Source organism: Bacteroidota bacterium (assembly GCA_016194975.1).
Classification (GTDB): domain Bacteria; phylum Bacteroidota; class Bacteroidia; order Palsa-965; family Palsa-965.
Genome location: JACQAM010000006.1, coordinates 157,841 through 182,335, shown reverse-complemented (window position 1 = coordinate 182,335; position 24,495 = coordinate 157,841). Strand labels below are relative to the sequence as shown.

At 43.0% G+C, this 24,495-nt stretch carries 28 protein-coding genes and 1 tRNA gene; 11 read left to right on the top strand and 18 right to left on the bottom strand.

Translation table 11 applies throughout. From position 1 onward, the window contains the following. Nucleotides 1-110 precede the first annotated feature (110 nt). The 3 genes from HY064_04505 (at nucleotide 111) to HY064_04495 (ending at nucleotide 2,444) form a co-directional block, all read left to right on the top strand. A complete protein-coding gene (locus HY064_04505; GenBank protein MBI3509901.1) occupies nucleotides 111-1,031 on the top strand; it encodes a hypothetical protein in 921 nt (306 codons plus the stop codon). 580 nt (nucleotides 1,032-1,611) lie between these two features. Further along, nucleotides 1,612-2,127, top strand: a complete 516-nt coding sequence (locus tag HY064_04500; GenBank protein ID MBI3509900.1) for a hypothetical protein — start codon at nucleotides 1,612-1,614, stop codon at nucleotides 2,125-2,127. 5 nt (nucleotides 2,128-2,132) lie between these two features. After that, the gene (locus tag HY064_04495) at nucleotides 2,133-2,444 is read left to right on the top strand and encodes a hypothetical protein (protein ID MBI3509899.1); all 312 of its coding nucleotides are present in this window, start codon (nucleotides 2,133-2,135) and stop codon (nucleotides 2,442-2,444) included. A gap of 10 nt (nucleotides 2,445-2,454) precedes the next feature. Here HY064_04495 and HY064_04490 read toward each other — a convergent pair whose 3' ends face one another. Continuing rightward, entirely contained in the window at nucleotides 2,455-2,937 is a 483-nt protein-coding gene (locus HY064_04490; GenBank protein MBI3509898.1) for a TlpA family protein disulfide reductase, read from the bottom strand. A 564-nt stretch (nucleotides 2,938-3,501) separates the two neighbouring features. Between HY064_04490 and HY064_04485 the strand changes: the two genes are divergently transcribed. Next, the gene (locus HY064_04485) at nucleotides 3,502-3,939 is read left to right on the top strand and encodes a hypothetical protein (GenBank protein ID MBI3509897.1); all 438 of its coding nucleotides are present in this window, start codon (nucleotides 3,502-3,504) and stop codon (nucleotides 3,937-3,939) included. 174 nt (nucleotides 3,940-4,113) lie between these two features. Here the strand turns inward: HY064_04485 and HY064_04480 are convergent, their stop codons facing one another. Then, entirely contained in the window at nucleotides 4,114-4,683 is a 570-nt protein-coding gene (locus tag HY064_04480) for a YqgE/AlgH family protein (protein ID MBI3509896.1), read from the bottom strand. A 247-nt stretch (nucleotides 4,684-4,930) separates the two neighbouring features. Here HY064_04480 and pdxH point away from each other — a divergent pair, with 247 nt between their 5' ends. After that, complete coding sequence (gene pdxH / locus HY064_04475) at nucleotides 4,931-5,581, top strand: pyridoxamine 5'-phosphate oxidase (protein MBI3509895.1); 651 nt, start codon at nucleotides 4,931-4,933, stop codon at nucleotides 5,579-5,581. Nucleotides 5,582-5,765: 184 nt separating this feature from the next. Here pdxH and HY064_04470 read toward each other — a convergent pair whose 3' ends face one another. The 16 genes from HY064_04470 to HY064_04395 form a co-directional block, all read right to left on the bottom strand. Then, entirely contained in the window at nucleotides 5,766-6,134 is a 369-nt protein-coding gene (locus HY064_04470) for a hypothetical protein (GenBank protein MBI3509894.1), read from the bottom strand. A gap of 47 nt (nucleotides 6,135-6,181) precedes the next feature. Then, nucleotides 6,182-6,346 (bottom strand): 30S ribosomal protein THX, encoded by a 165-nt coding sequence (locus tag HY064_04465; protein ID MBI3509893.1) that lies wholly within the window; start codon nucleotides 6,344-6,346, stop codon nucleotides 6,182-6,184. A gap of 40 nt (nucleotides 6,347-6,386) precedes the next feature. Further along, entirely contained in the window at nucleotides 6,387-7,085 is a 699-nt protein-coding gene (locus tag HY064_04460; protein MBI3509892.1) for an RNA methyltransferase, read from the bottom strand. Next, nucleotides 7,072-8,115 carry an agmatinase family protein gene (locus tag HY064_04455; GenBank protein MBI3509891.1) on the bottom strand — a complete coding sequence of 348 codons (1,044 nt, stop codon included), beginning with the start codon at nucleotides 8,113-8,115 and terminating at the stop codon, nucleotides 7,072-7,074. The genes HY064_04460 and HY064_04455 overlap by 14 nt, the downstream gene beginning before the upstream one ends. Nucleotides 8,116-8,175: 60 nt before the next feature. Further along, nucleotides 8,176-8,451, bottom strand: coding sequence for an HU family DNA-binding protein (locus HY064_04450; protein ID MBI3509890.1), 276 nt, complete (start codon nucleotides 8,449-8,451; stop codon nucleotides 8,176-8,178). Between the two features lie 162 nt (nucleotides 8,452-8,613). Further along, nucleotides 8,614-9,546 carry a methionyl-tRNA formyltransferase gene (locus HY064_04445; protein ID MBI3509889.1) on the bottom strand — a complete coding sequence of 311 codons (933 nt, stop codon included), beginning with the start codon at nucleotides 9,544-9,546 and terminating at the stop codon, nucleotides 8,614-8,616. A 95-nt stretch (nucleotides 9,547-9,641) separates the two neighbouring features. After that, on the bottom strand, nucleotides 9,642-9,986 hold the full coding sequence (locus HY064_04440) for a hypothetical protein (protein ID MBI3509888.1): 345 nt from the start codon (nucleotides 9,984-9,986) through the stop codon (nucleotides 9,642-9,644). Nucleotides 9,987-10,057: 71 nt separating this feature from the next. Next, nucleotides 10,058-10,210 carry a hypothetical protein gene (locus HY064_04435; GenBank protein MBI3509887.1) on the bottom strand — a complete coding sequence of 51 codons (153 nt, stop codon included), beginning with the start codon at nucleotides 10,208-10,210 and terminating at the stop codon, nucleotides 10,058-10,060. Continuing rightward, nucleotides 10,207-11,388: a class I SAM-dependent rRNA methyltransferase gene (locus HY064_04430; protein ID MBI3509886.1), complete on the bottom strand. Its 1,182-nt coding sequence runs from the start codon at nucleotides 11,386-11,388 to the stop codon at nucleotides 10,207-10,209. The genes HY064_04435 and HY064_04430 overlap by 4 nt, the downstream gene beginning before the upstream one ends. Nucleotides 11,389-11,484: 96 nt before the next feature. Next, nucleotides 11,485-12,063 carry a DNA-3-methyladenine glycosylase gene (locus HY064_04425; GenBank protein MBI3509885.1) on the bottom strand — a complete coding sequence of 193 codons (579 nt, stop codon included), beginning with the start codon at nucleotides 12,061-12,063 and terminating at the stop codon, nucleotides 11,485-11,487. Nucleotides 12,064-12,086: 23 nt separating this feature from the next. Further along, entirely contained in the window at nucleotides 12,087-12,440 is a 354-nt protein-coding gene (locus HY064_04420) for a hypothetical protein (GenBank protein MBI3509884.1), read from the bottom strand. Between the two features lie 121 nt (nucleotides 12,441-12,561). Beyond that, complete coding sequence (locus HY064_04415) at nucleotides 12,562-14,463, bottom strand: RecQ family ATP-dependent DNA helicase (protein MBI3509883.1); 1,902 nt, start codon at nucleotides 14,461-14,463, stop codon at nucleotides 12,562-12,564. A 101-nt stretch (nucleotides 14,464-14,564) separates the two neighbouring features. Beyond that, nucleotides 14,565-15,182 (bottom strand): hypothetical protein, encoded by a 618-nt coding sequence (locus HY064_04410; GenBank protein ID MBI3509882.1) that lies wholly within the window; start codon nucleotides 15,180-15,182, stop codon nucleotides 14,565-14,567. Between the two features lie 200 nt (nucleotides 15,183-15,382). Beyond that, nucleotides 15,383-18,649 carry a PD40 domain-containing protein gene (locus tag HY064_04405; protein ID MBI3509881.1) on the bottom strand — a complete coding sequence of 1,089 codons (3,267 nt, stop codon included), beginning with the start codon at nucleotides 18,647-18,649 and terminating at the stop codon, nucleotides 15,383-15,385. Between the two features lie 99 nt (nucleotides 18,650-18,748). Further along, nucleotides 18,749-19,222, bottom strand: coding sequence for a hypothetical protein (locus HY064_04400; protein MBI3509880.1), 474 nt, complete (start codon nucleotides 19,220-19,222; stop codon nucleotides 18,749-18,751). A gap of 24 nt (nucleotides 19,223-19,246) precedes the next feature. Continuing rightward, nucleotides 19,247-20,152 (bottom strand): hypothetical protein, encoded by a 906-nt coding sequence (locus HY064_04395; protein ID MBI3509879.1) that lies wholly within the window; start codon nucleotides 20,150-20,152, stop codon nucleotides 19,247-19,249. A gap of 147 nt (nucleotides 20,153-20,299) precedes the next feature. Between HY064_04395 and HY064_04390 the strand changes: the two genes are divergently transcribed. From HY064_04390 to HY064_04365, 6 genes are all read left to right on the top strand, one after another. Then, nucleotides 20,300-20,373 (top strand) — tRNA-Pro (locus tag HY064_04390). 203 nt (nucleotides 20,374-20,576) lie between these two features. Then, nucleotides 20,577-21,269 (top strand): hypothetical protein, encoded by a 693-nt coding sequence (locus tag HY064_04385; GenBank protein MBI3509878.1) that lies wholly within the window; start codon nucleotides 20,577-20,579, stop codon nucleotides 21,267-21,269. After that, nucleotides 21,239-22,000 (top strand): hypothetical protein, encoded by a 762-nt coding sequence (locus tag HY064_04380; protein ID MBI3509877.1) that lies wholly within the window; start codon nucleotides 21,239-21,241, stop codon nucleotides 21,998-22,000. Before HY064_04385 ends, HY064_04380 begins: the two co-directional genes overlap by 31 nt. Before the next feature lie 207 nt (nucleotides 22,001-22,207). Further along, nucleotides 22,208-22,906, top strand: coding sequence for a hypothetical protein (locus HY064_04375; GenBank protein ID MBI3509876.1), 699 nt, complete (start codon nucleotides 22,208-22,210; stop codon nucleotides 22,904-22,906). A gap of 78 nt (nucleotides 22,907-22,984) precedes the next feature. Continuing rightward, on the top strand, nucleotides 22,985-23,521 hold the full coding sequence (pyrR, locus tag HY064_04370; GenBank protein MBI3509875.1) for a bifunctional pyr operon transcriptional regulator/uracil phosphoribosyltransferase PyrR: 537 nt from the start codon (nucleotides 22,985-22,987) through the stop codon (nucleotides 23,519-23,521). Beyond that, entirely contained in the window at nucleotides 23,518-24,456 is a 939-nt protein-coding gene (locus HY064_04365; GenBank protein MBI3509874.1) for an aspartate carbamoyltransferase catalytic subunit, read from the top strand. Before pyrR ends, HY064_04365 begins: the two co-directional genes overlap by 4 nt. Nucleotides 24,457-24,495 lie beyond the last annotated feature (39 nt).

The following is a 24,495-nucleotide window of genomic DNA, read 5'->3' as shown; positions in this document are numbered from 1 at the left end:
CGGCGCGGTGGTATGGAGGTATTTGGATTGAGGATGTTGGATTTGCACAGGTACTCAGGATTATTTTTCCTTCCTGCTGTCACTTTCCTGCCATTCGGCGTTATTCCATTATGAAACTTCTCCCGAAAAAAATTCTGTTGCTGCCGCTGCTGCTGGTTCCTGTAGCTTTTTTCATTACACCCATCATCGATCATTCCTATAAGGACGATAACATTTCTGTGACTTACCAGACCAAGCGCGGAGAACTCTTCGGCGATTATGTTTCTTATTACTCCGACGGAACAACTAAATCTACCGGTTCATTCAAATGGAGTTTGCGCGATGGCGAATGGACGATGTATGATAAAAAAGGAAAAGTGCGTGCAAAGGTGAATTACAAAATGGGAGTTCCTGACTCCGTAATTTTTGTTTCCGGGAAAAAAGATGCCGACAAAAAAGACGGGGTGCTCATTACCAAAAGGATCTGGCGTTTGATCCCGCGCGATGATCGCATGTCACTTTTCGGAGATGATACTTTTTATCGCACCATCGAGAATTCTTTTGAGAATGGGGAGATCACGATCTACGACGATGATCAATTACAGAAACAATGTGCGGGAAAACTTCCGGAATATGTAATGTACGATTCGCTCCATCACATTACCGGTTATCGTATCAAGGAAGATATAGTTTGGTACGGTGGAAAGATCCCTCACGCGGAAACGAAGATCGTCAGCATTTGCCCGGTAATGCATCTTGCGGCAATGAATAAGGATACGGATGTATGCTGGATAAATTATTCCGAACTGGAACCGGTATTGAAAAGCAAAACATTTTTATTCATCCAGAACGGCCCCACCTATATTCACAATTCTGCCGACCTGCTCGACTACGGGCATTTTGCCAGCGAAATTTACAAGGAGACGAATATTTACAATAGAAAAATTTCGGATTACGCCACCGGTGCAAAAGCAGAACTGGAAGCCGAGCGTATTGAAATTTCATTGATTGAAACGGAGAATGATATGTGGACGGGAGAATCCGCGAAGTGAGAAAATTCCAACCCGGGTAAAATTGTATCTTGCGGGCAAACAAACCCGCTTAATTATCGGATAAGATATGTGACTCTCGGTTTGAGATGTGTGATCCTCGGTTTGAGATGTCTGATCTTTGGTTTGAGACATCTGATCCTCGGTTTGAGATAGGTGACCCTCGGTTTGAGATGTCTGATCCTCGGTTTCAGATATGTGATCCTCGGTTTGAGACATCTGATCTTCGGTTTGAGATATGTGATCCTCGGAATGAGATGTCTGATCCTCGGTTTCAGATATGTGATCCTCGGTTTGAGACATCTGATCCTCGGTTTCAGATATGTGACCCTCGGTTTGAGATGTGTGATCCTCGGTTTCAGACTGTCGCGGGCTATTGTTCATTTGGAAAAACTTCGGTGTTTTTCACCGTGAAGTGGGCGCTGATTATTTACGCCGTGTGCTGAAATAAAAAATGCTTTCACTCACCAGCGCACAACCCTATTTTTTTTACGCAGGCAAAACCGACATGCGCAAAGGATTTTATTGAGAAAATTCCATCCCGGGTAAAATTGTATCTTTCGGGCAAACAAACCCGCTTAAAATGGAAACCACTTCAAGTTTTTCTGAATCACAGCGATTCAAACAGATCTGGCTTTGGGTGCTGATGCTCATTGCCAATGGAATTTTTCTTTTCGGAATTTACTGGCAGGTCATTGCCGGCCATCCTTTCGGAAATAAACCCGCGCCAAACGTGGTCTTGTATATCGGCGAATCCGTTGTCGCATTGATGACGCTCATGTTCCTTTTGTGCAGACTGAATACCGGAATGGATTCGTCAGGTTTCACTTACACGTTTTATCCTTTCCTTTTTTCGAAGAGAAAGATCGATTGGGAAAATGTGCAGCATGTTTACACCAGAGAATATCGGCCGCTGATGGAATTTGGCGGATGGGGAATACGCTGGGCCGGTAAACAGGGATGGTGCTATAATACTTCCGGCAAAAATGGAATTCAATTCGTAATGAAAAATAATAAACGTATACTTTTCGGAACGCAGAAAATGGAAGAAGCAGAAAAAGTGCTGAAGCAACTCGGAAAATGGTCTGCTGAAAAATAAAATTTATGGTGAAAGAAGAAAAACTGTTCCGCGAGATCGGAACAAATCTGAAAGGCGTTGCAATGGGGCAGATGTTCGGAATGCCCATCATTAAAGTGAATGGCAAAGCGCTGGCCGGCCTGCACGGAAAAGCGATGGTGTTCAAACTCACAGGAGAAACGCATGCCTCTGCTTTGAAATTAAAAGGCGCGCAACTTTTCGAACCAATGAAGGGAAGGCCAATGAAAGAGTGGGTGGTGCTTCCTGCAACTCATAATAACCGCTGGGAAGAATTTGCAAAGTCTGCGCTCGCGTACGTGCGGAAGAAAGCGAAATAAAAATCAGGAATTATTTTTTCGCGTCTTTCACTAAACTATCCAGTTCAGGATAAGAAGTTTCGCGCGGGAGAAAAACTCTTTTCTTGTTTTTTGAATTCGATATCAGCGTGACCGGAATATTCCCCTGCCAGGAACTGTCCACGCGCGGAATCCACACATTGTCATTCGTTTCATCGAGTACATAAATTTCCTGGTTCATTTTCCTGCTCTCGAGGAATGGAACAAGCTTGGTGGGAATTTCCCGTTTGAAATCGAGCGAGACCAGGATCACTTTCACTTTTGTTCCTGCATAAGCAGAATCGATCTCTTTGAAGCAATGCAACTCTTTTACGCACGGACCGCACCATGTTGCCCAGAAATTAACAACGTAAGTGGTGTCGCTGTTTTTTTCTATGCGCTGCATTAGCGGAGTGACTTTAATCAATGAAGGAGGTTGTTTTCCCGAGAAGGAAAATAAAATAATGGAAAATAGCAGAATGGGAAACCGGTGCATAATGTAAAGTTAGGAGTAATGGGTAATGAGTTATTGAGTCAGTGAAATTTTTATTTGTTGCAGGTCATTTTTTTTCTTCAGACTTACCACATCAACTTCATTACAATCATTAGCACGATCATAAAAAAAAGAACCGCCCCCGAAAAGGCAGTTCTTTGCTTTCCCAGGCCGCCGGATATTCCCCACCAGATTCGGAAGTCCAGCGGTGCCATGGTTTATTTTTATAACGCCATTGGAGAAAATAGATACAGGAATGGAGCCGGATTATTTTATTCGGTAATGTCGCAGAATGAGCCGGAGAGCGGAGAAAAGGAAAATATTATCGGTAGAAGGTGCATCACCGGAATAAAGATGAATTTAGATAGTGTATCAGTTTGAAAATTCTTAGCGCCTTAGCGTCTTTGCGGTTTAATAAAAGAATGGTTTAGGAACCACCCTTCAATTCTTCAGGCAGGATCCGGCGCGAAGTTGAATCGGAAAATTTCAAACTGAGCCACTACCTGAATTTAATAAATTGGTCACTAACCCTGCGAAAAACGTATTTTTACAATTCAAACACGCTATATGCCGGCCCCGGTGCCCATTTATAAGATCGTTCCTCCTGCCATAGCTTCGGCAGGTGTTTATTTTTTTACTTCCGACAGCGGATTGGTTTACGAGGTACGATTCGGCCGGCGACAGGATAATATTCTTCATGCTACCATTGTTTTCGGTGTGATCAATGATGAGTTTGACGGCGAAGAATACGTGGTCACTAATCGCGGGGAAGTTTTTCGCGTGATGAATACGATTGCAGCGATCATTAAAATGTTCATGGCAGAACACACGAAGATCATGTGCTATGAATTTACCGGCATTCCTAAGGACGGAGAGGATGAAAGCAAAGCGTCGAAACGAACGGTACTCTACAAAAGATTTCTTCCGAAAATTTTCGAATCGGGATGGGATTTTAATTTCAACGGGAATTCTGCGATCGTGACTAAGAAGGGAAGCAGGTTTTAGGAGTGATGAGTGATGAGAAGCGCTGAAGTGAAATAAACAAACGTATCTTTTTTAGTTTCCGCGATTATAGTTTTGAATGCGGATTCAACTGAAATTTATTTTAGTGCTTTTTACAAATTACAAATGAAAAGTGGCAATAAACCAATCTGTAATTTGTAATTGAAAAATTGTAAATTAGTTCAAAGAAGGATCTTCAGGGAAATTGGCCATCATTGCAAAATCGGCGCCCATTTTTTTTACGGCAATCTGCCACAACTCTTCCGGCTTTTCAGAAAAAATAAGATCGAGATCGGCTTTGGAAACGAACCACGATTTTTCTTTGATCTCATTTTTCAGCTGATCTTTTTCCCAGCCCGAATAGCCAATGAAAAAACGGATCTCGTTAACGCCGATCTCTTTTTTCGTGATCATGTCTTTTACCTGGTCAAAATCGCCGAGCCACCACAATCCTTCCGCGATCTTCACTGAATCTTTTATTTTTTCTCCAAGCGTGTGCACGTAATACAACTGGTCGCGCTGAACTGGTCCGCCGAATAAAGCAGGAAAATTAAATTCAGGAAAACCGGGAATAGCTTCTTCAATTTTAATATCGAGCGGTTTGTTGAGAATGAATCCCACGCTGCCATTCGCTCCGTGCTCGGTAAGCAAAACCACGGCCCTGCGAAAATATCCGTCGGCAAGAAAGGGTTCGGAAACGAGAAGTCGTCCTGCTTTGGGAATCATTTTATTTTCTGCGAATAGCATTTGACAAAGGTAATGAGTAATGGGTTATTGGTTATTGGTTATGAGTTATTTGGTTTTTAAAAGTGATGCAGTTTTTTTCATAGCCCTCATGCCCGCAAGTACCCCGCATTTTTGGGATGGAACTTGCTCAGCGCGCCACGCGGAGTACAGCGAGGCAGGAGGAACGCAGGAAATTAAATGCACCAGACGGTGCGCTCCTGATGATTTATATCAGCAGAAAACGGTCGGGAAAAATTAACTTTGCCACATGGAAAAACTCAATGCTCACATCAGTAAATTGCGAACGGAGTATTCGCATGCCTCACTCGATGAGTCGATGGTGGAAAAAGATCCGGTGCGGCAATTTGAAAAATGGTTTCGTGAAGCGATGGATGCGAATGTAACAGATCCGATTGCGATGACGCTTGCAACTGCAGGAAAAGACATGCGCCCTTCTGCGCGCGTTGTTTTACTCCGTGATTTCAGTGCAAAAGGATTTTCTTTTTTTACGAATTACAAAAGTGCAAAAGGAAAAGACATTGATGAAAATCCGTTTGCATGCCTGAATTTTTTCTGGCCCGAGTTGCAACGGCAAGTTCGCATAGAAGGAAGAATAGAAAAAATAAATGAAAAAGATTCGGAAGAATATTTCAGTACGCGTCCATTGGAGAGCAGGATAGGAGCGTGGACTTCTCCGCAGAGTGAAATTATTCCCGACCGGAAATGGCTTGAAGAAGAATTGAACAAACAGAAAAAAAATTTCGAAGGAAAAAATGTGCATCGCCCGGAATTCTGGGGCGGATATGTTTTGATGCCTGATGAAATTGAATTCTGGCAGGGAAGGGAGAGTCGCCTGCACGATCGCATCTGCTACGTGCACGCGAATGGGGGATGGAAAATTATGAGGAAAGCGCCGTGATGATTAACGATTTGAAATTCAAAATTTGAAATTCGAGATTATGCTTGGTTCAATTAATGAAGAAATGATTACCGAATACAAATTACAGATTGCAATTGTTTCGGTGAAGATGGACTTCGGTCCGATAGAAAAAGAGGCAAGGTGTTTTTCCGCGACGCTTAGGGCGCACTAAATTAAGTTGCAGTTACCATTTTTTCCTTGCGGTAATATCTTTCATTCGGTAAGAAGTTTTTTCTACGCTGCTTTTTTTACCATTTTCATCCCAAAACTTTCTTTTGATGTTCCGGAGAATGATTCTGTTTTTCATGAGTGATTTTAATTTTCCATTTTCATAGAAATTTTTATCCCATCTGAAGTCTCCGTTTTTTCTCTCGAGCGTCTTCTCGCTCAATTTTCCGTCGGGGTAAAAACGCTCTACCCGCCTGATGTGCTCTTTTTTGAAATGAAAAATAATGGAATCTTTTCCATCTTTCGAATGAACAATACTGTCTTTCTGCGCCGCACAACCAATGACAGAAACGAAAAAAAGAATGAAAATGATTTGCGCTTTCACTATAGAAAGTTAAAATAAAAATCCCCCGTTGTTGCGGAGGATTTTTTTTAATCAGCTTTTTTTGCAGATTTCTTTGCAGCTTTTTTCTTAGGTGCTGCGCCTGCTTTTGCTTTCGCTTTTGCTTTTGCCATCGCCTTTTTTCTCGGACGGGTATTGCCGTAAGAATGTCTCCAGCGTTTTCCTTTGGTTGATTTTTTATCTCCTTTTCCCATGATTGATTTTTTTTCGTTTGGTGTGGTGCAAATGTAATGGTTATTGAGTTAACTTTTTTCGAAATTCCTCTTCGAGAAGTTCCGGTTTCTTAATGGAATTCCGCGCCCAATCCAGCAAAATATTATTTTTTTCTTCTTCGCTTAATTGCCAGTCAATATTTGATGTTCTGAGTTTTGTCATTAATTCATACATGCAGATGGCGGCTGAAACAGAGATGTTGAAACTTTCTGTAAAACCGAACATGGGAATTTTTACAAATTCATCGGCAGCATCCATGATATTTTTTGAAATTCCTTCGAGTTCTGTTCCGAAAAAGAGCGCCACTTTTCCTTTCGAAAGATCGAGTTGGCTGATGAGCTGATCATTTTTGTGCGGAGTGGTGGCAACAATACGATATTTATTTTTTTTAAGAAACGAAATACATTCATCGGTATTATTTTCTTTTCCGCTGTGATGATGAAGGGTGAGCCATTTATTTGCGCCCATTACCACATCGGGGTTGGGATTGTATTTGTTTTTGCTTTCAATGATGTGAACATCCTGTAAGCCGAAACATTCTGCACTGCGGAGAACTGCGCTTGCATTATGCGGCTGAAAAATATCTTCAACTACGATGGTTACATAGCGGCTGCGGAGTGCAATATGTTTTTCGAATTTTTTCCTGCGCTCTTCGGTGAGAAAACCCGAGAGATATTCGTACAACGCACTGCTGTATTGTCCCGTTTCAGACTTTTTCATTGGAGAGCGCCATCATTGTACACATGCGGAACAGCATCCTTGCCCCCACATTTGCATTCCATTCATCATGTCCTGGCGCAACTTCATTCAGATCCATCCCGATTATTTTTTTTCCGCTCTGCGCAACTTTCTGAATTAGATAAGCCGCCTGTTCAAATTCGAATCCACCGGCAACAGGAGTTCCCGTGTTCGGACAGAGTTTAGGATCAAGTCCGTCGATATCGAAACTGATGTAAACGTTATTCGGCAAATGAGAAATGATATCTTCCACCTGTTCGCTCCAGTTTTTTCCTAAATAATTATCGTGTTTGAGATCGCGATCGAAAAAAGTTTTTATGCGCGCAGGATTTTTTGCAATGAGTTTTGCTTCGTCTTCACAATAATCGCGTATGCCCGCCTGCACGAGCTTGCTCACCTGCGGGATCGTGAGCGCGTTGTACATGATGGACGCGTGCGAGTACGTGAAACCCTCGTACGCGGCGCGGAGGTCGGCGTGCGCATCGATCTGGAGAATTCCGAATGAAGAATATTTTTCTGCCAGCGCTTTCATGAAACCGAACGGCGTACTGTGATCACCGCCGAGCAACACCACCATTTTTCCTTTATTCATCCAATGAAGGCATTGCTGTTTCACTTTTTCATTCAGCCATTCCGATCCTGCATTTATTTTTTCAAGAATTGTTCCGGAAGTTTTGTTCAGTTTATTATTGGTGAATGCGTGAATATATTTTTTTGCTTCTTTTCTCAGCGAACTGTTCTTTCTTTTTATTTCCGAAGAAATTTCTTCCATTGCCAATCCGATCTTCCACGCATCTTTCATCATCGGATCATAAATATCAACCTGGAATGAAGCATCGAAAATTGCTTCCGGCCCTTTTGAACTTCCATCGGAATAAGAAACCGTTACATCCCAGGGAACAGGAACGATCACGATGTTTGCTTCTTTCGGAGTGAAAGGAAGCCCGTAAATATTTCCATCGGGATCGCCGGGGCAGTTGGGGTCGAAAGATTTTATTTTATCAGTATTCATAATTCTCAGAATAAAAAATCCTCCCGATTTCGAGAGGATTTCCGATAGTTTTTTTCTCAGTTATTTATTCACCGTTCCTGCAAGATCGGATCCGGCTTTGAACTTTGCCACTTTTTTTGCTTTGATCTGAATTGCTTTTCCTGTTTGCGGATTGCGTCCTGTGCGGGCAGCGCGTTTTGATACGGAAAATGTTCCGAATCCGACGAGAGAAACTTTTTCTCCTTTTTTAAGTGCTTTTGAAATGTTCTCGATGGTGGAATCAAGTGCGCGGCCGGCATCTGCTTTGGAAATCCTGGCGCTGGTGGAGATCGCTTCGATCAGTTCTGCTTTGTTCATCTTATTTTTTTTTGGGGTGGACTATTTGTCCTGTTAAACAATGATTGAATTGCGGGGAGCAAATATACGCGCAAACCCGCATCAGTCAAGGGTTGTAGAGCTTTTGTTCAAAAAATGGTGATAAAGATTTTTTTCTTTTTTGTGCGAACGAAAGAAAAAATTTCAGATGAAACGTATTTCATTCACCGCATATCCATTCATGAATTCCGCAGCGCTCATTCTTTTTTTGCCTGCAACCTGCAATTCTTCAATGAGAATATTTCCATCTGCAGTTTTTACATGAGGAAAATCGCTACGCAGTTCACCCGGAATGAATTTTGTGCGAAGGATCTTCATTTCCATGAGTTCGGCATCTTTCGTTTCAAAAGTTGTCCATGCACCGGGATAAGGAGAAAGTCCGCGCACATGATCGTGAATTTTTTTTCCAGTAGCAGTCCAGTCGATGCGGCAATCATTCCGGAAAATTTTCGGCGCCTCATTAAGTTTGCTATTCTGGGGAACAATTTGTTTTTCGCGTGGAGCATTTCCATTGGTAATGGCATTTATAGTTCTCACCACCAATTCACTTCCTGAATGCATCATTCGGTCATGAAGTTGGCCGGCAGTTTCATCGGGAGCAATCTCCATTTCTTCGCGGAAAATAATATTTCCCGCATCTATTTCCTGTTGTAGAAAAAAAGTAGTGATCCCCGTTTTCTTTTCACCATTCATAATTGCGCGATTGATGGGAGCCGCGCCGCGATATTGCGGAAGAAGTGATGCATGCAGGTTGAAGGTTCCCATTGGAGGAAGTTGCCACACAACTGCGGGAAGCATGCGGAATGCGACCACGATACCGAGATCGGGTTTTAAATTTTTAAGTTCATCGAGAAAGTCAGACGATCTTAATTTTTCAGGTTGAAGAACTGGAATATTATTTTTCTCTGCGAGTTGTTTCACTTCACTTTCGTTCAACTTCTTTCCACGACCGGCAGGTTTATCCGGCGCAGTAATCACCGCCACCACCTTGTACTTTTCAGTAATTAATTTTTCAAGAACTCCTGCAGCGAATCCGGGAGTTCCCATGAAAATAATTCTTAAAGATTCAGGATCCATTTCGAAAATTTGAAATTCGTGATTCGATAGCGGAGATCAGTACAATAGAAATGAATTCAATTTCAAATTTCGTCCCGATATTTATCGGGATCAAATCATCGAATTTTAATATCGAGTACTTTGATCGTTTGCCCGGCCATGCACACGCTCATCCGGTCTTCCGGTTCGAATTTCAACCAGACCTTGAGACTGTCGTGTTCGAATTCCGGTTGCAATCCGTCGGGTTCAAGTTTTTTATTATCACTTTCCTGTTGCAGCATCCATTTGCATCCGTCGAGTTCCACATCGGTAACGAATGCTTTTATGTACCCGTTTCCCGGGTAATCATAGTTAGGATCGGCTTTATAAGTGACAGCTTCTTTCACCTGGTGACAACTTGCCCGGTAAAAAAGAATGGGAGAGAGGAGAAGCAGAATGATAATGAGTCGTGAACTTTTCATGGGTATGATTTTTTTCAAAATTATAAAAACTCAGTGATTGGCTGATGCCGGCCACATCGTGTTAAGAACATTTAAAAGTTCATTAGCACGTGCGGCAGTGACGGTTGAACTTTCCATTTGGAAGGAACTTTGAAAGTAATATTGAAAACAGGCAGGTTGATCGTGTTATCTCCTTTTAGTGAAAGAAACAACGGAACAGCAGGAATGAAAAATAATTTTTTCATTCCACGTAAAGTACAAGCCCTTTCAGGTATTCTCCTTCGGGATGAAAAATATTCACAGGATGGTCGGGCGGTTGAGTGAGGTGATGCAGCACGCGCACATTTCTCCCGGCTACGATTGCTGACGACATGATCGTATCGGCAAATAATCCGCGATTCACGACCTGCGAACAGGAAAAAGTAAAAATAATTCCGCCGGGTTTTATTTTCATGATCGCTTCTGCATTCAACCGTTTGTATCCCATCACTGCATGATGTTTTGCACTCATCGATTTTGCAAATGCCGGTGGATCGAGTATGATCACATCGTAAACATTTTCTTTATCCTTCAGGAAATCGAAAGTGTCCATAGCAAAAGCAGCATGATCTTTCAGACCGTTCAGTTCCATATTTTTTTCTGCAAGCGCAATTGCTTTTTTCGATGAATCAACGCTGTGTACTGCGCTCGCGCCCGCTGTGCCTGCGTACACGGAAAATCCGCCGGTGTAGCAGAAAGTATTTGCTACTTTTTTTCCTTTACAATATTGTGAAAGCAATTTCCGGTTATTACGCTGATCAATGAAGAAACCGGTTTTCTGCCCGTTCTCCCAATCGATCAGGAATTTATTTCCATTCTCGGTTACTTCCACGTGGTTCTCTGCTTCGCCGAGAATATATCCGTTCGTCACCTGTTGTTCAGAATTTTTGTGCAAAGACTCCGCACTTTTATCATAAACCGCTTTCAGTTTATCGCCGAGAATTTCTTTCAGCGCAGTTGCAATTTCCATTCGCTGAAAATGCATTCCGGGAGAATGCGCCTGCATTACTGCGATTCCATTGTAATAATCAACGATGAGCCCGGGCATTCCATCTCCTTCGGCATAGATGAGGCGATACACATTGGTGTTTTTATCTTCGGTAATTCCAATATTTTTTCTGTACTCCCATGCCTTTGAAATTTTTTCATTCCAGAACTGTGCGCCGATCTCTTTACTGTCGAATGAAAAAACACGGATGGCAATGGAACCCGAAGAATAATGCCCGGTGCCGAGGTATTCCTCTTTATTTGAAAAAACGTCAACGAGATCGCCTTCCTGAACGGGGCCTTTAATTTTTTTTATCGCGCCCGAAAAAACCCACGGATGAAATCTTTTCAGCGACTGATCTTTTCCTGAACTTAGTATGACAGCGGTACGTTCCATAGATGGCAAAGGTAAGGTATTGGGATATTTGGTATTGAGGTATTCGGCGGGAGGAATTATTTCACGACACAAAAATTACCTCAATACCTAAATTACCTAATACCTTTTCTTCCATAAAAACCGATACGGCAACTTCGCATCTTCTCCTGCGTAACTTACACCGATTCGGGGGCCAATGATAATTTCATTTTTCGGGACTACTATTCCTGTTTCTTCGAGCCAGATTTTTTTTGACGTAAGATCCGCGCCGGAATATTTTACATGAATTCCCAATGCTTGTGAAACTGTTCCGGGCCCTGAGGAAAAATTCTTTCCGATCTTATTTTTCTTCCGTCGCTTCATCATAATTTCAATTCCGTCTTTCGGTTCTATCGCACGGATCAGAACAGCGTGAGGAATTCCTTTTTTATTCGTTACGATGTTGAAAAGGTGATGAATTCCATAGCACAGATAGATGTAAGCTGTCCCGCCTTTTTCATACATGATCTTCGTACGTTCGGTAAATTTTCCCCCGTGTGCGTGTGATGCGCGGTCGGTTACGCCTGCATAAGCTTCTGTTTCGGTGATGACCCCCGAAGTGAATTGTCCACGAAAATTTGTGCAGATCTTTTTTCCGAGTAATTTTTTTGCTATGCGTGTTACATCAGCGCCCGCATAAAAAGATTTTGCAAGCATAAAATCCGGTTTAGAAAAAAACGTTACTGTTGAACAGGATCCTGCACATTTATTTTCATTGCCCCGCCTTTTTTGGTGATAGTAATGGTTCCCACATTATCGCTTGAGAATGTTCCGAATTGTTTAGCAGAAAAAGTTACTTTCCCGGAAATTCTTTCCAATTGCCCTGCCTTGCTGAAAATAGCCATGTCCACATCCAGCGTTACGCCCTGTGCAGCCAGTGCAGTTTCCATGGAATCCAATTGCGCGCGGGTGGTATGACTGGTAATGACTATTTCTATTTTCCCTTTACCGGCGGGAGTTGCGGAAAGTGGATGGGAAACAAAAAGAAAAATAACGGAAATGAGAATGGCCGAAAAAAAAGTTCCTGGTTTCATGTTTTTTGTTTTTAAAATATTTGGAATAAAAAGATACGAAAGTTTTTCAGCGGGATCTCAGCCGGCTGGAATATTTTTTTGTCTTTTATCAGGTAGGAAAAAATTTCATTGACCTGAAAGATCAGCTTACGACGAGGTGCCGTTTGGTATTGAATTTTATTTTTCCCGAATCAAGCAGTTGCCTTACCACAAAACTGATATCTTCTTCGGTGCAGGAAGGAAGAGCGGCCGGAAGTTCGCGGATATTTTTCGGATTTTGAGAAAGGAGTTCGACGATTATTTTAGCGAGATCATTACGCCCCGCTTTTTTACCGGAACTGCTTTTTTTTCTGCACACATCACATATCCCGCAATCGGAAGAATTTTCTTCACCAAAATAACGCAACAATAATTTCTGCCGACAATTCCGTTCATCGCTCACCAGGCGGATCATGGCGCGCAGTCGCTCTTCTGCAATTTTTTTCCGCTCCGAAAGATTTTCCGGCGAGATGAAAAGTTTTTTTGCATCTGCTCTTGGCTGAATGAATGTGAGCATGGGTTTATCATTCTGCGGAATGTAGTGGAGCAGATCCAGTTTGTCGAGATAAAAAAGTTTTTGTTTCACTTCCTCATCTCCCAGCGAAGTTTTGCGCGCAATATCTTTTTCACGGATGCGCACATACTCGTCGAACAATCCTCCATAAGAGCGAAGAATGGTTTTGATGAATTTATCGAAAGCCGGATTCTGAACCTGAAAATTATAAAGCTGATCGTTGTTCGCCAGGAATTTCAAACGTGCAGGCGTGTACACGGCATCATTCACCGCAATGTAACCTTCACGCTCAAGAAATTTTATGCAATGAAAAAAAACAGCCGGATCCAGTTTGTACGATTCGCAGATCTTCTGCTGGTCGAAAACGAGGGTGAGCGCATTCCCGCTCCCGATAGCCACCTGAAAAAAATTCGCGATGGATTGATACGCTCTTCTTATTTCTGTCAATGAAGGAAAAGAAAGTTTATGATTGCGTTCGAGTTCTTCAATATCTTTTTCCTGCCAGAATAAAGCGGCATAAGAAAGTTTTCCATCTCTGCCCGCGCGACCCGCTTCCTGGAAATAAGCTTCGGGAGAATCGGGAAGATCGAGATGCGCCACAAAACGGACATTGGCTTTGTCAATTCCCATTCCGAATGCATTTGTTGCCACGATCACTTTCGATTTTCCGCTCAACCATTCTTTCTGCGTGGTGATCCGTTCTGCAGCAGGAAGCCCGGCATGATAGAATGAAGATGCAATTCCTTTCCGTTTCAAAAAATCTGAGATCTCCCGCGTGCGCCGGCGACTGCGCACATACACGATGCCGCTTCCTTCGGGTGTGGAAGATAATTTTACGACAGGGTCAATTTTATTTTCTGTTTTGCGAATGGTGTAAGCAAGATTTGTTCTCGCGAAACTGCTCCGGAAAACATTTTTCTTTTTGAATAATAATTTTTCCTGGATATCATCTACAACACGAAGCGTTGCAGTAGCAGTAAGCGCGAGCACGGGAATGTGAGGATGAATTTCGCGCAAAGCGGCAACCTGCAGGTACGGCGGACGAAAATCATATCCCCATTGGGAAATGCAATGCGCTTCATCGATCGCGAAAAGATTCACATTCATTTTTGAAATGCGTATGCGCGCCATTTCTGTTTGCAATCGTTCGGGCGAGAGATAAAGGAATTTCAGATCGCCATAAACGCAATTATCAAAAGCAACATCCACTTCTTTTTTCGACATCACAGAAGTAATGGCGATGGCTTTTATTCCGCGTGCATTTAAATTTTCAACCTGGTCCTGCATGAGCGCAATGAGCGGAGAAACAACAATACAGATTCCGTCGCTGCATAATGCAGGCACCTGAAAGCAAATTGATTTTCCGCCGCCTGTTGGAAGCAATGCGAGCGTATCTTTTCCATCAAGCACACTTTTTATAATTTCTTCCTGGTTCGGACGGAAATTTTCAAAGCTCCAGTATTTTTTTAGAATGGAAGAAGGAGAGTGCATTGCAATTCAAAAGTACGATGGGATTGGAGAGAAAGTGATTTTGTTAAAAGAAAATTATTTTGGTGAAGAAAATTCTTCCGGTTGTGAATTTGTTGTGTCATTCAAAACGCAAACGTCACACTGAATCTCCACACTTTTTCATCTTTGCAAACAGGTGGGAGCCACGCCGGCATTTCAGAAACAATTTTTTCAAGTTTTGGTTTTACATCCGGTGGAACATCAGTTTCATTGCAATTGACCAGCACCGGTTTCAGAGAAACACTATCGATTGTGAATGAAACAGTATATTTCTCACCCTTTAGTTTTTCTCTTTCCTCTGCCGTGAAATCTGTTTTTATCCTGTGCTGAATGTATTCCTGCTTCAGCATATTGCCACCGAAATAGCGCGGGCCGCAAATGAGCATATTCTGCCTCACGGGATCCACAAAAATTTCTTTGTGCGAATCGAAATCCAGTTTCTGCACAAGATCTCCGGTGGTATCGGAAGCGAAATATTCCCACACACCAATTGGAATTCCGTCTTTGTATTGGCCCGAAACATATTTTTTTCCGTTGCGTCCCATTTTCAGATACGGACCATCCTTGTCGCCACTCGCATTCAAATGATAATCCTCGTTCACTTTTCCGTTCTTGTGATAAGTGACAACGTGCGAAGAATCTTTTTGTGCAAAACAAATGAATGAAAAAAGAAGGGCGGGGAAGAGCAGTAATTTTTTCATGACGATGAAGTTAAGACAAAAGGTGGTGATTTTCATTTGCAATAACCGTTCCCATTTAGGGGGAGGATTACGGATTTTCTACGGAATACAGATTACGAATTGGAACGGAGATTACGGAGTATTGTATGCAAACCCACTGTAAAATCGGTTTACCTCTGTAATCCGTATTCCGTAGAAAATCCGTAATTCACCTACATCCACTATTCAATATTTCCGCAATTATCGTCCATGAATGAATTTGTTTCTTCGTGCCAGTTGTACTGCGCCGAATATTTTGGATTCTCCCACCAGAATTTTGTGCGTTTCTTATCGTAATTGCCGATCTCGTTCATGGTTTCCGTATCGTAAATTCTTCCATTGATCATTGTGTATTTCACATACTGCGAATTATGAATGTCCTCCAGCGGATTTTTGTCGAGCACAATGATGTCGGCTAATTTTCCTGTTTCTATTGAACCGATCTGTTTGTCCATGCCAATGTAATAGGCGCCGTTCATTGTTGCGCAACGCAACGCTTCCATGTTCGTCATTCCACCCATCTGCAGCATCCACAATTCCCAGTGAGCGCCCAGCCCCTGCAATTGCCCGTGTGCGCCGAGATTAACTTTCACTCCGGCATCCGCTAATTTTTTGCACGACTGGGAAACAAGAATGAAACCGTTGTTGTATTCTTCTTCCGGGATCATCGTGCGGTGGCGCGAGCGTGAATCGATCTCACCGCGTGGATAAAAATTAAGCAGTTTTGAATTTTCCCACACATTGGAATGCTGGTACCAGTAATTTTCTCCGCTTGTAGCGCCGTAAGTGACAATGAGTGTTGGCGTGTAACCGGTTTTACTTGCGCTCCACAATTTCACGACATCATCATAAACAGGAACAACAGGAATATTGTGTTCGATGCCGGTGTGTCCGTCGAGGATCATCGTCATGTTGTGATAAAAAAAGGATCCGCCTTCTGGAACAACTTCCATCTGCATGCTGCGTGCAGCAGCTATCACCTGTTGTCTTTGTTCACGCCGCGGCTGATTATAACTCTTCACTGAAAATGCGCCGCATTCTTTTGTGCGGTAAACTGCAGAACGTGCATCGTCATAATTGTTGATGACGGCTTTGAAATCTCCTTCAGCGCCATAAAGAATCCAACCGGTAGAAAAAATTCTCGGGCCGATCATGTTTCCGGCACGTACTGCTTCCGATTGTGAAAAAACCATTTCTGTATTCGAAGAAGGATCGTGCGTAGTGGTTACACCGAAAGCAAGATTCGCATAATAGCTCCATTGTTTTTGAGGAGACAATCCCTGGCGGAAAGTTCCCAGGTGCGCATGCACATCCACGAGCCCGGGCATAATTGTTTTGCCACTGCAGTCAATGACTTTTGCATCGGAAGGAATCTGCACATCACCGGTTTTTCCAACCGCGATTATTTTATTTTCTTTTACCACAACTACTCCGTTTTCGATCACATCACTGTTTGCATTCATGGTAATGATGCGTGCGTTGGTCAATGCGATCGTTCCTTTTGGTTTATCCGATTGCAATTCCAGGCCGATCTCAATTCCAGTGGTATCAAGTGCAGGAAGAGAATCGGAAGCTCCATTGACGAATGTGAATGTGTTTTTAATTTCTCTTTCAAAATATTTACTGCCCATCGTCCAGTGAATTTTTTTACTGTCGCTGCTCCAGCAAATGGATTGACCTGCATCGCGCGTTACACAATTCATTGGCACCTGGCTCATGTCTTTGCTGAGATCGAGCGATTTTCCGGAAGGAGGAAAAGCACAGACGTAAACTTTGAAAAGCTCGCGGAATGCGATCCATTTATTATCGGGACTCGGAATTATTTCCCAAGCGTAAGGAGAAGTGGCTACTTGCTTCGAAGTTTTCTTTTCCACATCGTAAGCATCGAGTTCTTTCGAATCGCCATTGTCCAAATAATAAAAAATTTCTTTTCCATCAGAAGAATACATTGGTTTTTGTCCGCCGTTATCAAAAAGAAAAGCTGCATTTCCTCCCGAAGATGAAACAGAATAAATTCCGGGTTTTACGCTATAGGTAAATCCCTGGTGATCATTGCCGCCTTCTTTCCAGAATGCAATTGTTTTTCCGTCAGGAGAAAAAGATGGCGTGCGGAAAATTCCTTTTTCACTGGTGATCTTCACCGGAACGGCTTTCGGATTTTTCATATCGAGCGACATCACCGCTCCTGTATTTTCATCGTTCCATGAAACATAAGTGAGTTTATTTCCATCGTTCGAGAATGCGGGTTCGAATTCAAAATCAGTTCCCGTTGTGAGTCGCGATGGAGTTCCGTTCGGTAATTGTTTTTTCCAGAGATAACCGGCCGCATTGAACACGAGCCATTTTTCATCGGGAGAAGTCACTGCGTTGCGGATCATTTTCGCGGTGAATTTATCGGGAGCAGCATCGTGATCGAAATGAAGCGCGTTATAAATTCTGTGATGACAAGTAACGGAGAAAGGAATTTCAGTTGCTTTCTGAGTAGAGATGTCCACATTTTTAATTTTTCCTTTCGCCCAGATGATGATGTGTTTGTTATCGGGCATCCAGTTGAAACCAGTATACACTCCGAAGATGCACCATGCCTCCTGCTGATCTTTGCTCAGATCATCATACACAGGCCATTCTTCTCCAGTTGCAAGATCGCGCAGGTACAAAACAGATTTTTCATGAACGCGTCGCACGAATGCCAGTAATTTTCCATCGTGTGACACCTGCGGGCGAAATGCGCCACCGGGTCCGCCCGTAACGTTTGTAATTTCTCCGCTGGTAAGATCATAGCGATTGATCACATAGATCTGGTTGTTGGGATCTTTGTTGTACTGGAAAAATCCGCCTGGATACATGTCCTCGCTGTAGTATAAATATTTTCCATCGGGAGAAGCGCTGGGTTCGTTCACATCCTGTTGTGCATTTTTCTTTTTCGTGAGTTGAATTCCATCACCGCCGGTTTTGTGATACATCCACATTTCTCCGGCACCGAGTGAACGGGTAGAGGAAAAATGTTTTCTTCCAATGAGATATTGGCCATCGCCAGACCATACGGCATTATTGAGCAAGCGGAAATTTTCTTTGGTCACTTGTTTTGCATCGGAGCCATCTGCTTTCATCGTCCAGATATTATCTCCACCACCACCGTCACTTGTAAAACAAATTGTTTTTCCATCGGGACTGAATCGAGGTTGACATTGCCAGGCAAGACCTGTTTGTAAAGGAGTAGCAGTTCCTCCTGTGATCGGAATGGAATAAATATCACCAAGCAGATCGAATGCAATTGTTTTTCCGTCAGGGCTCACATCGAGATTCATCCACGTCCCTTCTGTAACGGTGAAGGAAACATCTTTATAATCGCCGGGAGGATCATTTACATTCCATTTTTTTTTGTCGCCGCCGGTTGCAGCGAAGAGAATAAAACAGGAAGCGATCAGTAGCACATTCTGGTAGCGCATAATTTTCAGGAATTTGTTTTGAGGTGAATCAAAGAAAATAAAAAAGCCCCGTCGTTCGTAATGAAGACAGGGCTTTTTTGAAATAAAATTGACGAGCGGTCAGAAACCGACTTTCGGGGTAACTTTTTGCTCAATGAGAATTCCGAGGCAGGCAGCATCTACTGCTTTGCCGCGGCTAACACCTTCGCCGGGAATGGTGACGGTGACGAACATGTTGCGAGTAGATTCGCAGGAGAATTCCATGTGACTGGATTTGTTATCTGTTGCATTATCATAGAGCACTTCGCCTGTGGATGCATCAGAAAGAACAAGACCAATTTCGGTTCCCAATGCCGGATCTGCGCAGAGAGAGATCGAATAATCGAATCCTGCGTAGAAAATAGCTTTGAGTTTAGAAGTTGTTCCTTTTGCGAACAAACCGCTTTTCGATTGTGAATTGTAAATGAAACCTTCTTCAGACGCCTGGCTGCATCCCGGCTGGCGGTGATACATTAAACAGGTATTCTGTGAAGGAATAGGTGCAGTGATGCCGATCATTGCGGCAATCAAAACATATTTCGACAGCTTTTTCATAGTTATTTTTTCTGAGGTTGATTCTTACTGGAGGTTAATATAACCGGTACGTATTTCATTGAGTTTACTCTGGATCTTATCAAACTGATCTTTGGTGAGTGTTGTTTTTGCACCGCCGCCTATGACAAGTTTTCCATTTTTCTTGGAGGTGGCACTGTTGGTTCCCGAGGTTTGCGATGCATCGAAAAGTGTTTTTAAATCTTTGATCTGATCCTGAACAGCTTTTACATCGGCATCTTTAGCAGCGTACTTGTCCATGAATTCAATAAGATTTCCAAGTGCGAGACGCTGTTCAGCTATGTGTTCAGCCGTTGATTTGTCTTTGTCAAAATCTTTAACCATGTTACTCATAAGGTAAAGGCTTTCCACCCATCCTCCTGCAAGCATGAGACTAAGGTCTCCGCCGCGATCGGTATTCTCGAGATTCTCGAATGAAGAAAGATACATGTCATTCGAAATTGCAACAAGTGAATCGCCGTTACCGGTATTTTTGCTGATGCGGTCTTTGTCTTTATCCGTGAGGTTGGTTGCTACTTTCAGTTTATCGCCCATGCGCATGCAGGTGCCGAAATAGCCAAGAACTTTATCGGAGACTCCGAACGTGGAGCAATACAGCAGGTCAGCAGAATATATGCCAAGATTTAAAGACTGCGATTTTTTGCTCTCATATTTTTTCTCATTATCAGTAGGATTGAGATAATTCGAATTGGCATTTGATGCACCAACCATTTTCATGTAACCGAAAACTTCTGTTGGAGAAGGCACGGAGATCATGTTCAGATTTTTGGTTGTATCCCCTTTTGTAGCTGTAGAATCTCCCGCAGTAGAATCAGTAGGAGTTTTTCCATCGCCATCATTACCACAGGAATGAAGTGCAAAGACAAGAACAGCGGCCGGGAGAAGCCACGACTTGATAAAACGGTTTTTCATAGTAGGATTTTTGGTCATTGACCTGTTTCAGCAAAAATAGTTTTTTTTTCCATCTCCGCGATGAAAATGAAGTTATCGCCGCCGGAGGCAGAAGCAAAACCAATCGGGAATAATGAAAATATTACTTTTGCGGAAACCGATTCAATTCGGGGTGTAGCGCAGTTGGCTAGCGCGCCACGTTCGGGACGTGGAGGCCGGAGGTTCGAGTCCTCTCACCCCGACGATTTTCTCTTTCCGGATCATTATGTAGCATTCTTTAGCACGGGGGAAACAAACGCCCGTTTTGTAATATACCCCTTCTGCGTCATTGTAATTTTCATAGCAGGATCACTCTTGGCAGCTGAACCATTTGCAGCAGAGCATCTTTTCACTGGGAACTTCGTCTTATCTTTATAGTATGAAGGTTCCGGGAATTTTTCTTCTCTTGATTTTGTTTTTTGCTGCACACCTGGGCGCGCAGGAAACCTACATGGGTATTGTTCCGGGTTCGGCAAAATTCCATCCCTTTATTTCCATTGGCGGAGGTCCGTGTTTTTCCGTTATCAATAACAGGAAAGAAGTGAAAGGAAATTATAAACCGGGCGATCATTTTTTTATTGGTATTCATACTAAACCCTGGTTCTACTGGAGTTTCGAGTATTCCGGTTTTGTGAATCACGCTTCGGGATCCATCAATGATATTAAGGCGTGGAATTCTGAACTCGACGGAAATTTTCTTTTCGACATAGGCCAGACAAAATACCTTTTTAAATTTCTATTCGGTGCCGGCCATCTCGACTGGAGAGGAACTTACATTGGCCCTTCGCTCAACGACAATAATAAATATTACATCGGTATGCGTCTCATGGAAAAATGGTATTGCGGAAATCTCGGTTGTGGTGTTGCACGAACACTTGGACGTGGGTTTATGATCTCAGCCGATTATCGCATGCGTTTTGCTTCGGAGAAAAAAGATCTCCTTAGTATTTCCGATACCGGTTTTTATTTTGATGTTGCCTGGAATATTCACGGAAAGAAATTTTACGGTGAGAATCAGCACGACATGGACAAAAAGCAGAACAAAGGAAAACCCGGAAGGATCTATAAGTGGATGAAGAACCGCCGCTCACAGAATTGAAAAATCTCCTTGCATATTTTTTTATTTTTTTCCTCTGTTCGGAAGTACACGCACAGAATGACACCACACGCATCGTCTTCAAAGGACGCGTGTATGATGTGATGGACTCTTCGCTGAAACTGATGCCGATCGTGGTAAACCATAGAACTGGAAGCGGGCAAAATGCGGCTGCCGGTGGTGAATTCAGGATTGGCGGATTGAAATCAGATACGTTTGTTATTTCTTCCGGTGGATATAATCCTGTCCGTATTTGTTTTCGCGATTCTGTGATGCGCAATGAATATTCAGAGCGGATCGGTTTAAAAATGAAAGCGAACGTGATGAACTCAGTCGTCATTTATCCCGCAAAAGATCTCAGCGAAATTCAGAAAGAAAGAGAACACATAGGCGCTGTACAAACGCGAACAACCTCGGGCGTTACCGACGCAGTGGAGAGCCCGATCACTTACCTCTATGAGCGCTACAGCAGGGAAGGGCGCTCGAAAGAAGCAGTGGCCATGCTGGAGAATGAAGACAACAAGCGCGATATACTGAAAGAACTTTTCCGCACCTATAATAAGTCGGGCGTGATCGATCTGCAGGAAAATGAATTTGACAACTTCATTGATTTTATAAATATCCCGGAATCATTTCTGAAAACTGCATCAGAATATGATCTCGCTGTTTTTATCCGCCAGAAATTTCTTCAATACCGGGCGGCACAGAATTTTCACCTGCACAATCAGCGATAGTATAATCAGGTCCTCAAAATTGAATATGCATTTCCGGAAAATCTCAAATAACAAATTCCAAAATTCATTGGTGGCTTTAACAGTTTGTGATTTCTCTTCCTGCCACATTCTGTGAATTTTGTTTTATTATTTCATGATTGAATGTCAATTTTGAGATCACTTTCAATATCATTGCCCTCTGTGTAAATTTGCTTTTCGATGATGTCAATGAAAAATTTATCGGTACTTGTGCTGGCTGTTGCCGGATTCGCGTGCGGGAACAGGCCGGTTGTCATTGACAAGAATATTTCTGTTGCGCCGAAGAATGCAGTTGCAGATCTGAAGCCCGGAGTGGTGAAAGGAGTTGAACTCAATAAAGACGAGCGGTCTGCCTACGATGATTTCACCGGTTTGATTGGTGGTAATCGCTTCTATTCTTCTTACAAAGGAAAAGTGGAATGTTCAGATACTGTTTCTTCACGGCGGAAATTTTTGTTTGACCTGAAGGCGGAATTTCTTGTCGACAAGATTTTTATTATCCCCCTTTCCTCCGGAAAATATTTTGTGAACTGGCAGGAAACAGATCATGAAGGAGTGAAAACTTATTTTGCAGCGTTCCCCGAAGGAGCAACTAAACCGGAATGGGAAAGTGTTTTTAAAGTGCCGAATCCCGGTCAGCCGGTATTGGATGGAAATGCAATTTATGTTTCCTCGCTCGGCATGGTTGGTAAACTGAATTCGGATAATGGAAATTTTTTCTGGAGGCATGATTCTCTTTACGACCAGCTTCATTATGCATATCAGAAATTCGAACCCGCATTGGTTCACGAACACGCTATTCACTTTGTAGATTTTCCGATCGAAGGAAGAAGAGAAATACGCGACACGCTCAAATGCGATCCGGAAACAGGAAAGTTTATTCGGTGAATGTTCATTTTTGGTTTGAAACAATTGAATGTCGGGTGAAGTTCAAAGCGCCGATTAATTATCTTTGAATCGCCGAATATGGCTCCACGATTAATACTCAATCCGCAGCAGTTCTCCATTACGATCAATCGTCTTTGCCACCAGTTGATCGAAGTACACGACGATTTTTCTTCCTCAGTGATCATTGGCCTTCAGCCACGAGGGATCCTGCTTGCAAGGCGCATTCACAAAACGCTCGGAAAAATTCTTTCCAACGATAAAATTCCATTGGGAGAACTCGATGTTACTTTTTATCGCGATGATTTCCGGAGAAAGGATCTCGTCCCGAATAAAACAAATATTGATTTCATCATCGAAGATAAAAATGTGATCATGATCGATGATGTTCTTTTCACCGGAAGAACCATTCGCTCAGGACTGGATGCAATGATGGCATTCGGCCGTCCGAAAGATGTGGAATTGCTTGTTCTGGTTGACAGACGCTTCAGCCGCAATCTTCCGATCCAGGCAAAATACACCGGAAGAACCGTGGATACGGTGAGTTCGGAAAATGTAACAGTGGAATGGAGTGAGAATGGCGGAGAAGATAAAGTATGGTTAAACACGAACGGATGAGTAACGGAAAAAAACTCAGTGTTAAACACCTGCTCGGTATCAAACAACTGAATGCTGCAGATATTGAATTGATACTGGATACTGCCAACACGTTCAAAGATGTGATCAATCGCCCGATCAAAAAAGTCCCTTCGTTACGCGATATTACCATTGCTAATTTGTTTTTTGAGAATTCAACCCGTACGCGCGTTTCGTTTGAACTTGCAGAACGCCGCCTCTCTGCGGACACGGTGAATTTTGCCGCTTCCAATTCTTCTGTGAAAAAAGGAGAAACGCTCATTGATACCGTAAATAATATTCTTGCGATGAAGGTGGATATGGTGGTGATGCGCCACCCGAATCCGGGAGCTTGTGTTTTTCTGTCAAAATATATTGATGCTAAAATTGTGAATGCAGGAGATGGCGCGCACGAACATCCAACGCAGGCGTTGCTAGATGCTTACTCTATCCGCGAAAAACACGGAAGCGTAAAAGGGAAAAAAGTGGTGATCGTCGGCGACATTCTTCATTCGAGAGTTGCGATCTCCAATATTTTCTGCCTGCAGAAACTCGGCGCAGAAGTGATGGTGTGCGGACCACGAACGCTGATGCCGCGCTATATTTCTTCGCTCGGTGTGAAAGTGGAATACGATCTGAAAAAAGCGCTCGAATGGTGCGACGTTGCCAATATGCTCCGCATTCAGTTGGAACGACAGGACATCAAATATTTCCCAACGCTGCGCGAATACACTATGCAATACGGGCTCGATATGGAAATGCTGAACAAAGTAGGGAAGGAGATCACGATCATGCATCCCGGGCCGATCAACCGGGGCGTGGAGATCACGAGTGAAGTTGCTGATTCGGCACAATCCATCATACTCGACCAGGTGGAGAATGGTGTTGCTGTGCGCATGGCTGTGCTTTATCTCCTCGCAGGAAGAACAGATGACTGAGGTTCCGGTCGATCTACGCTTTTTCACGTTCAGAATTTC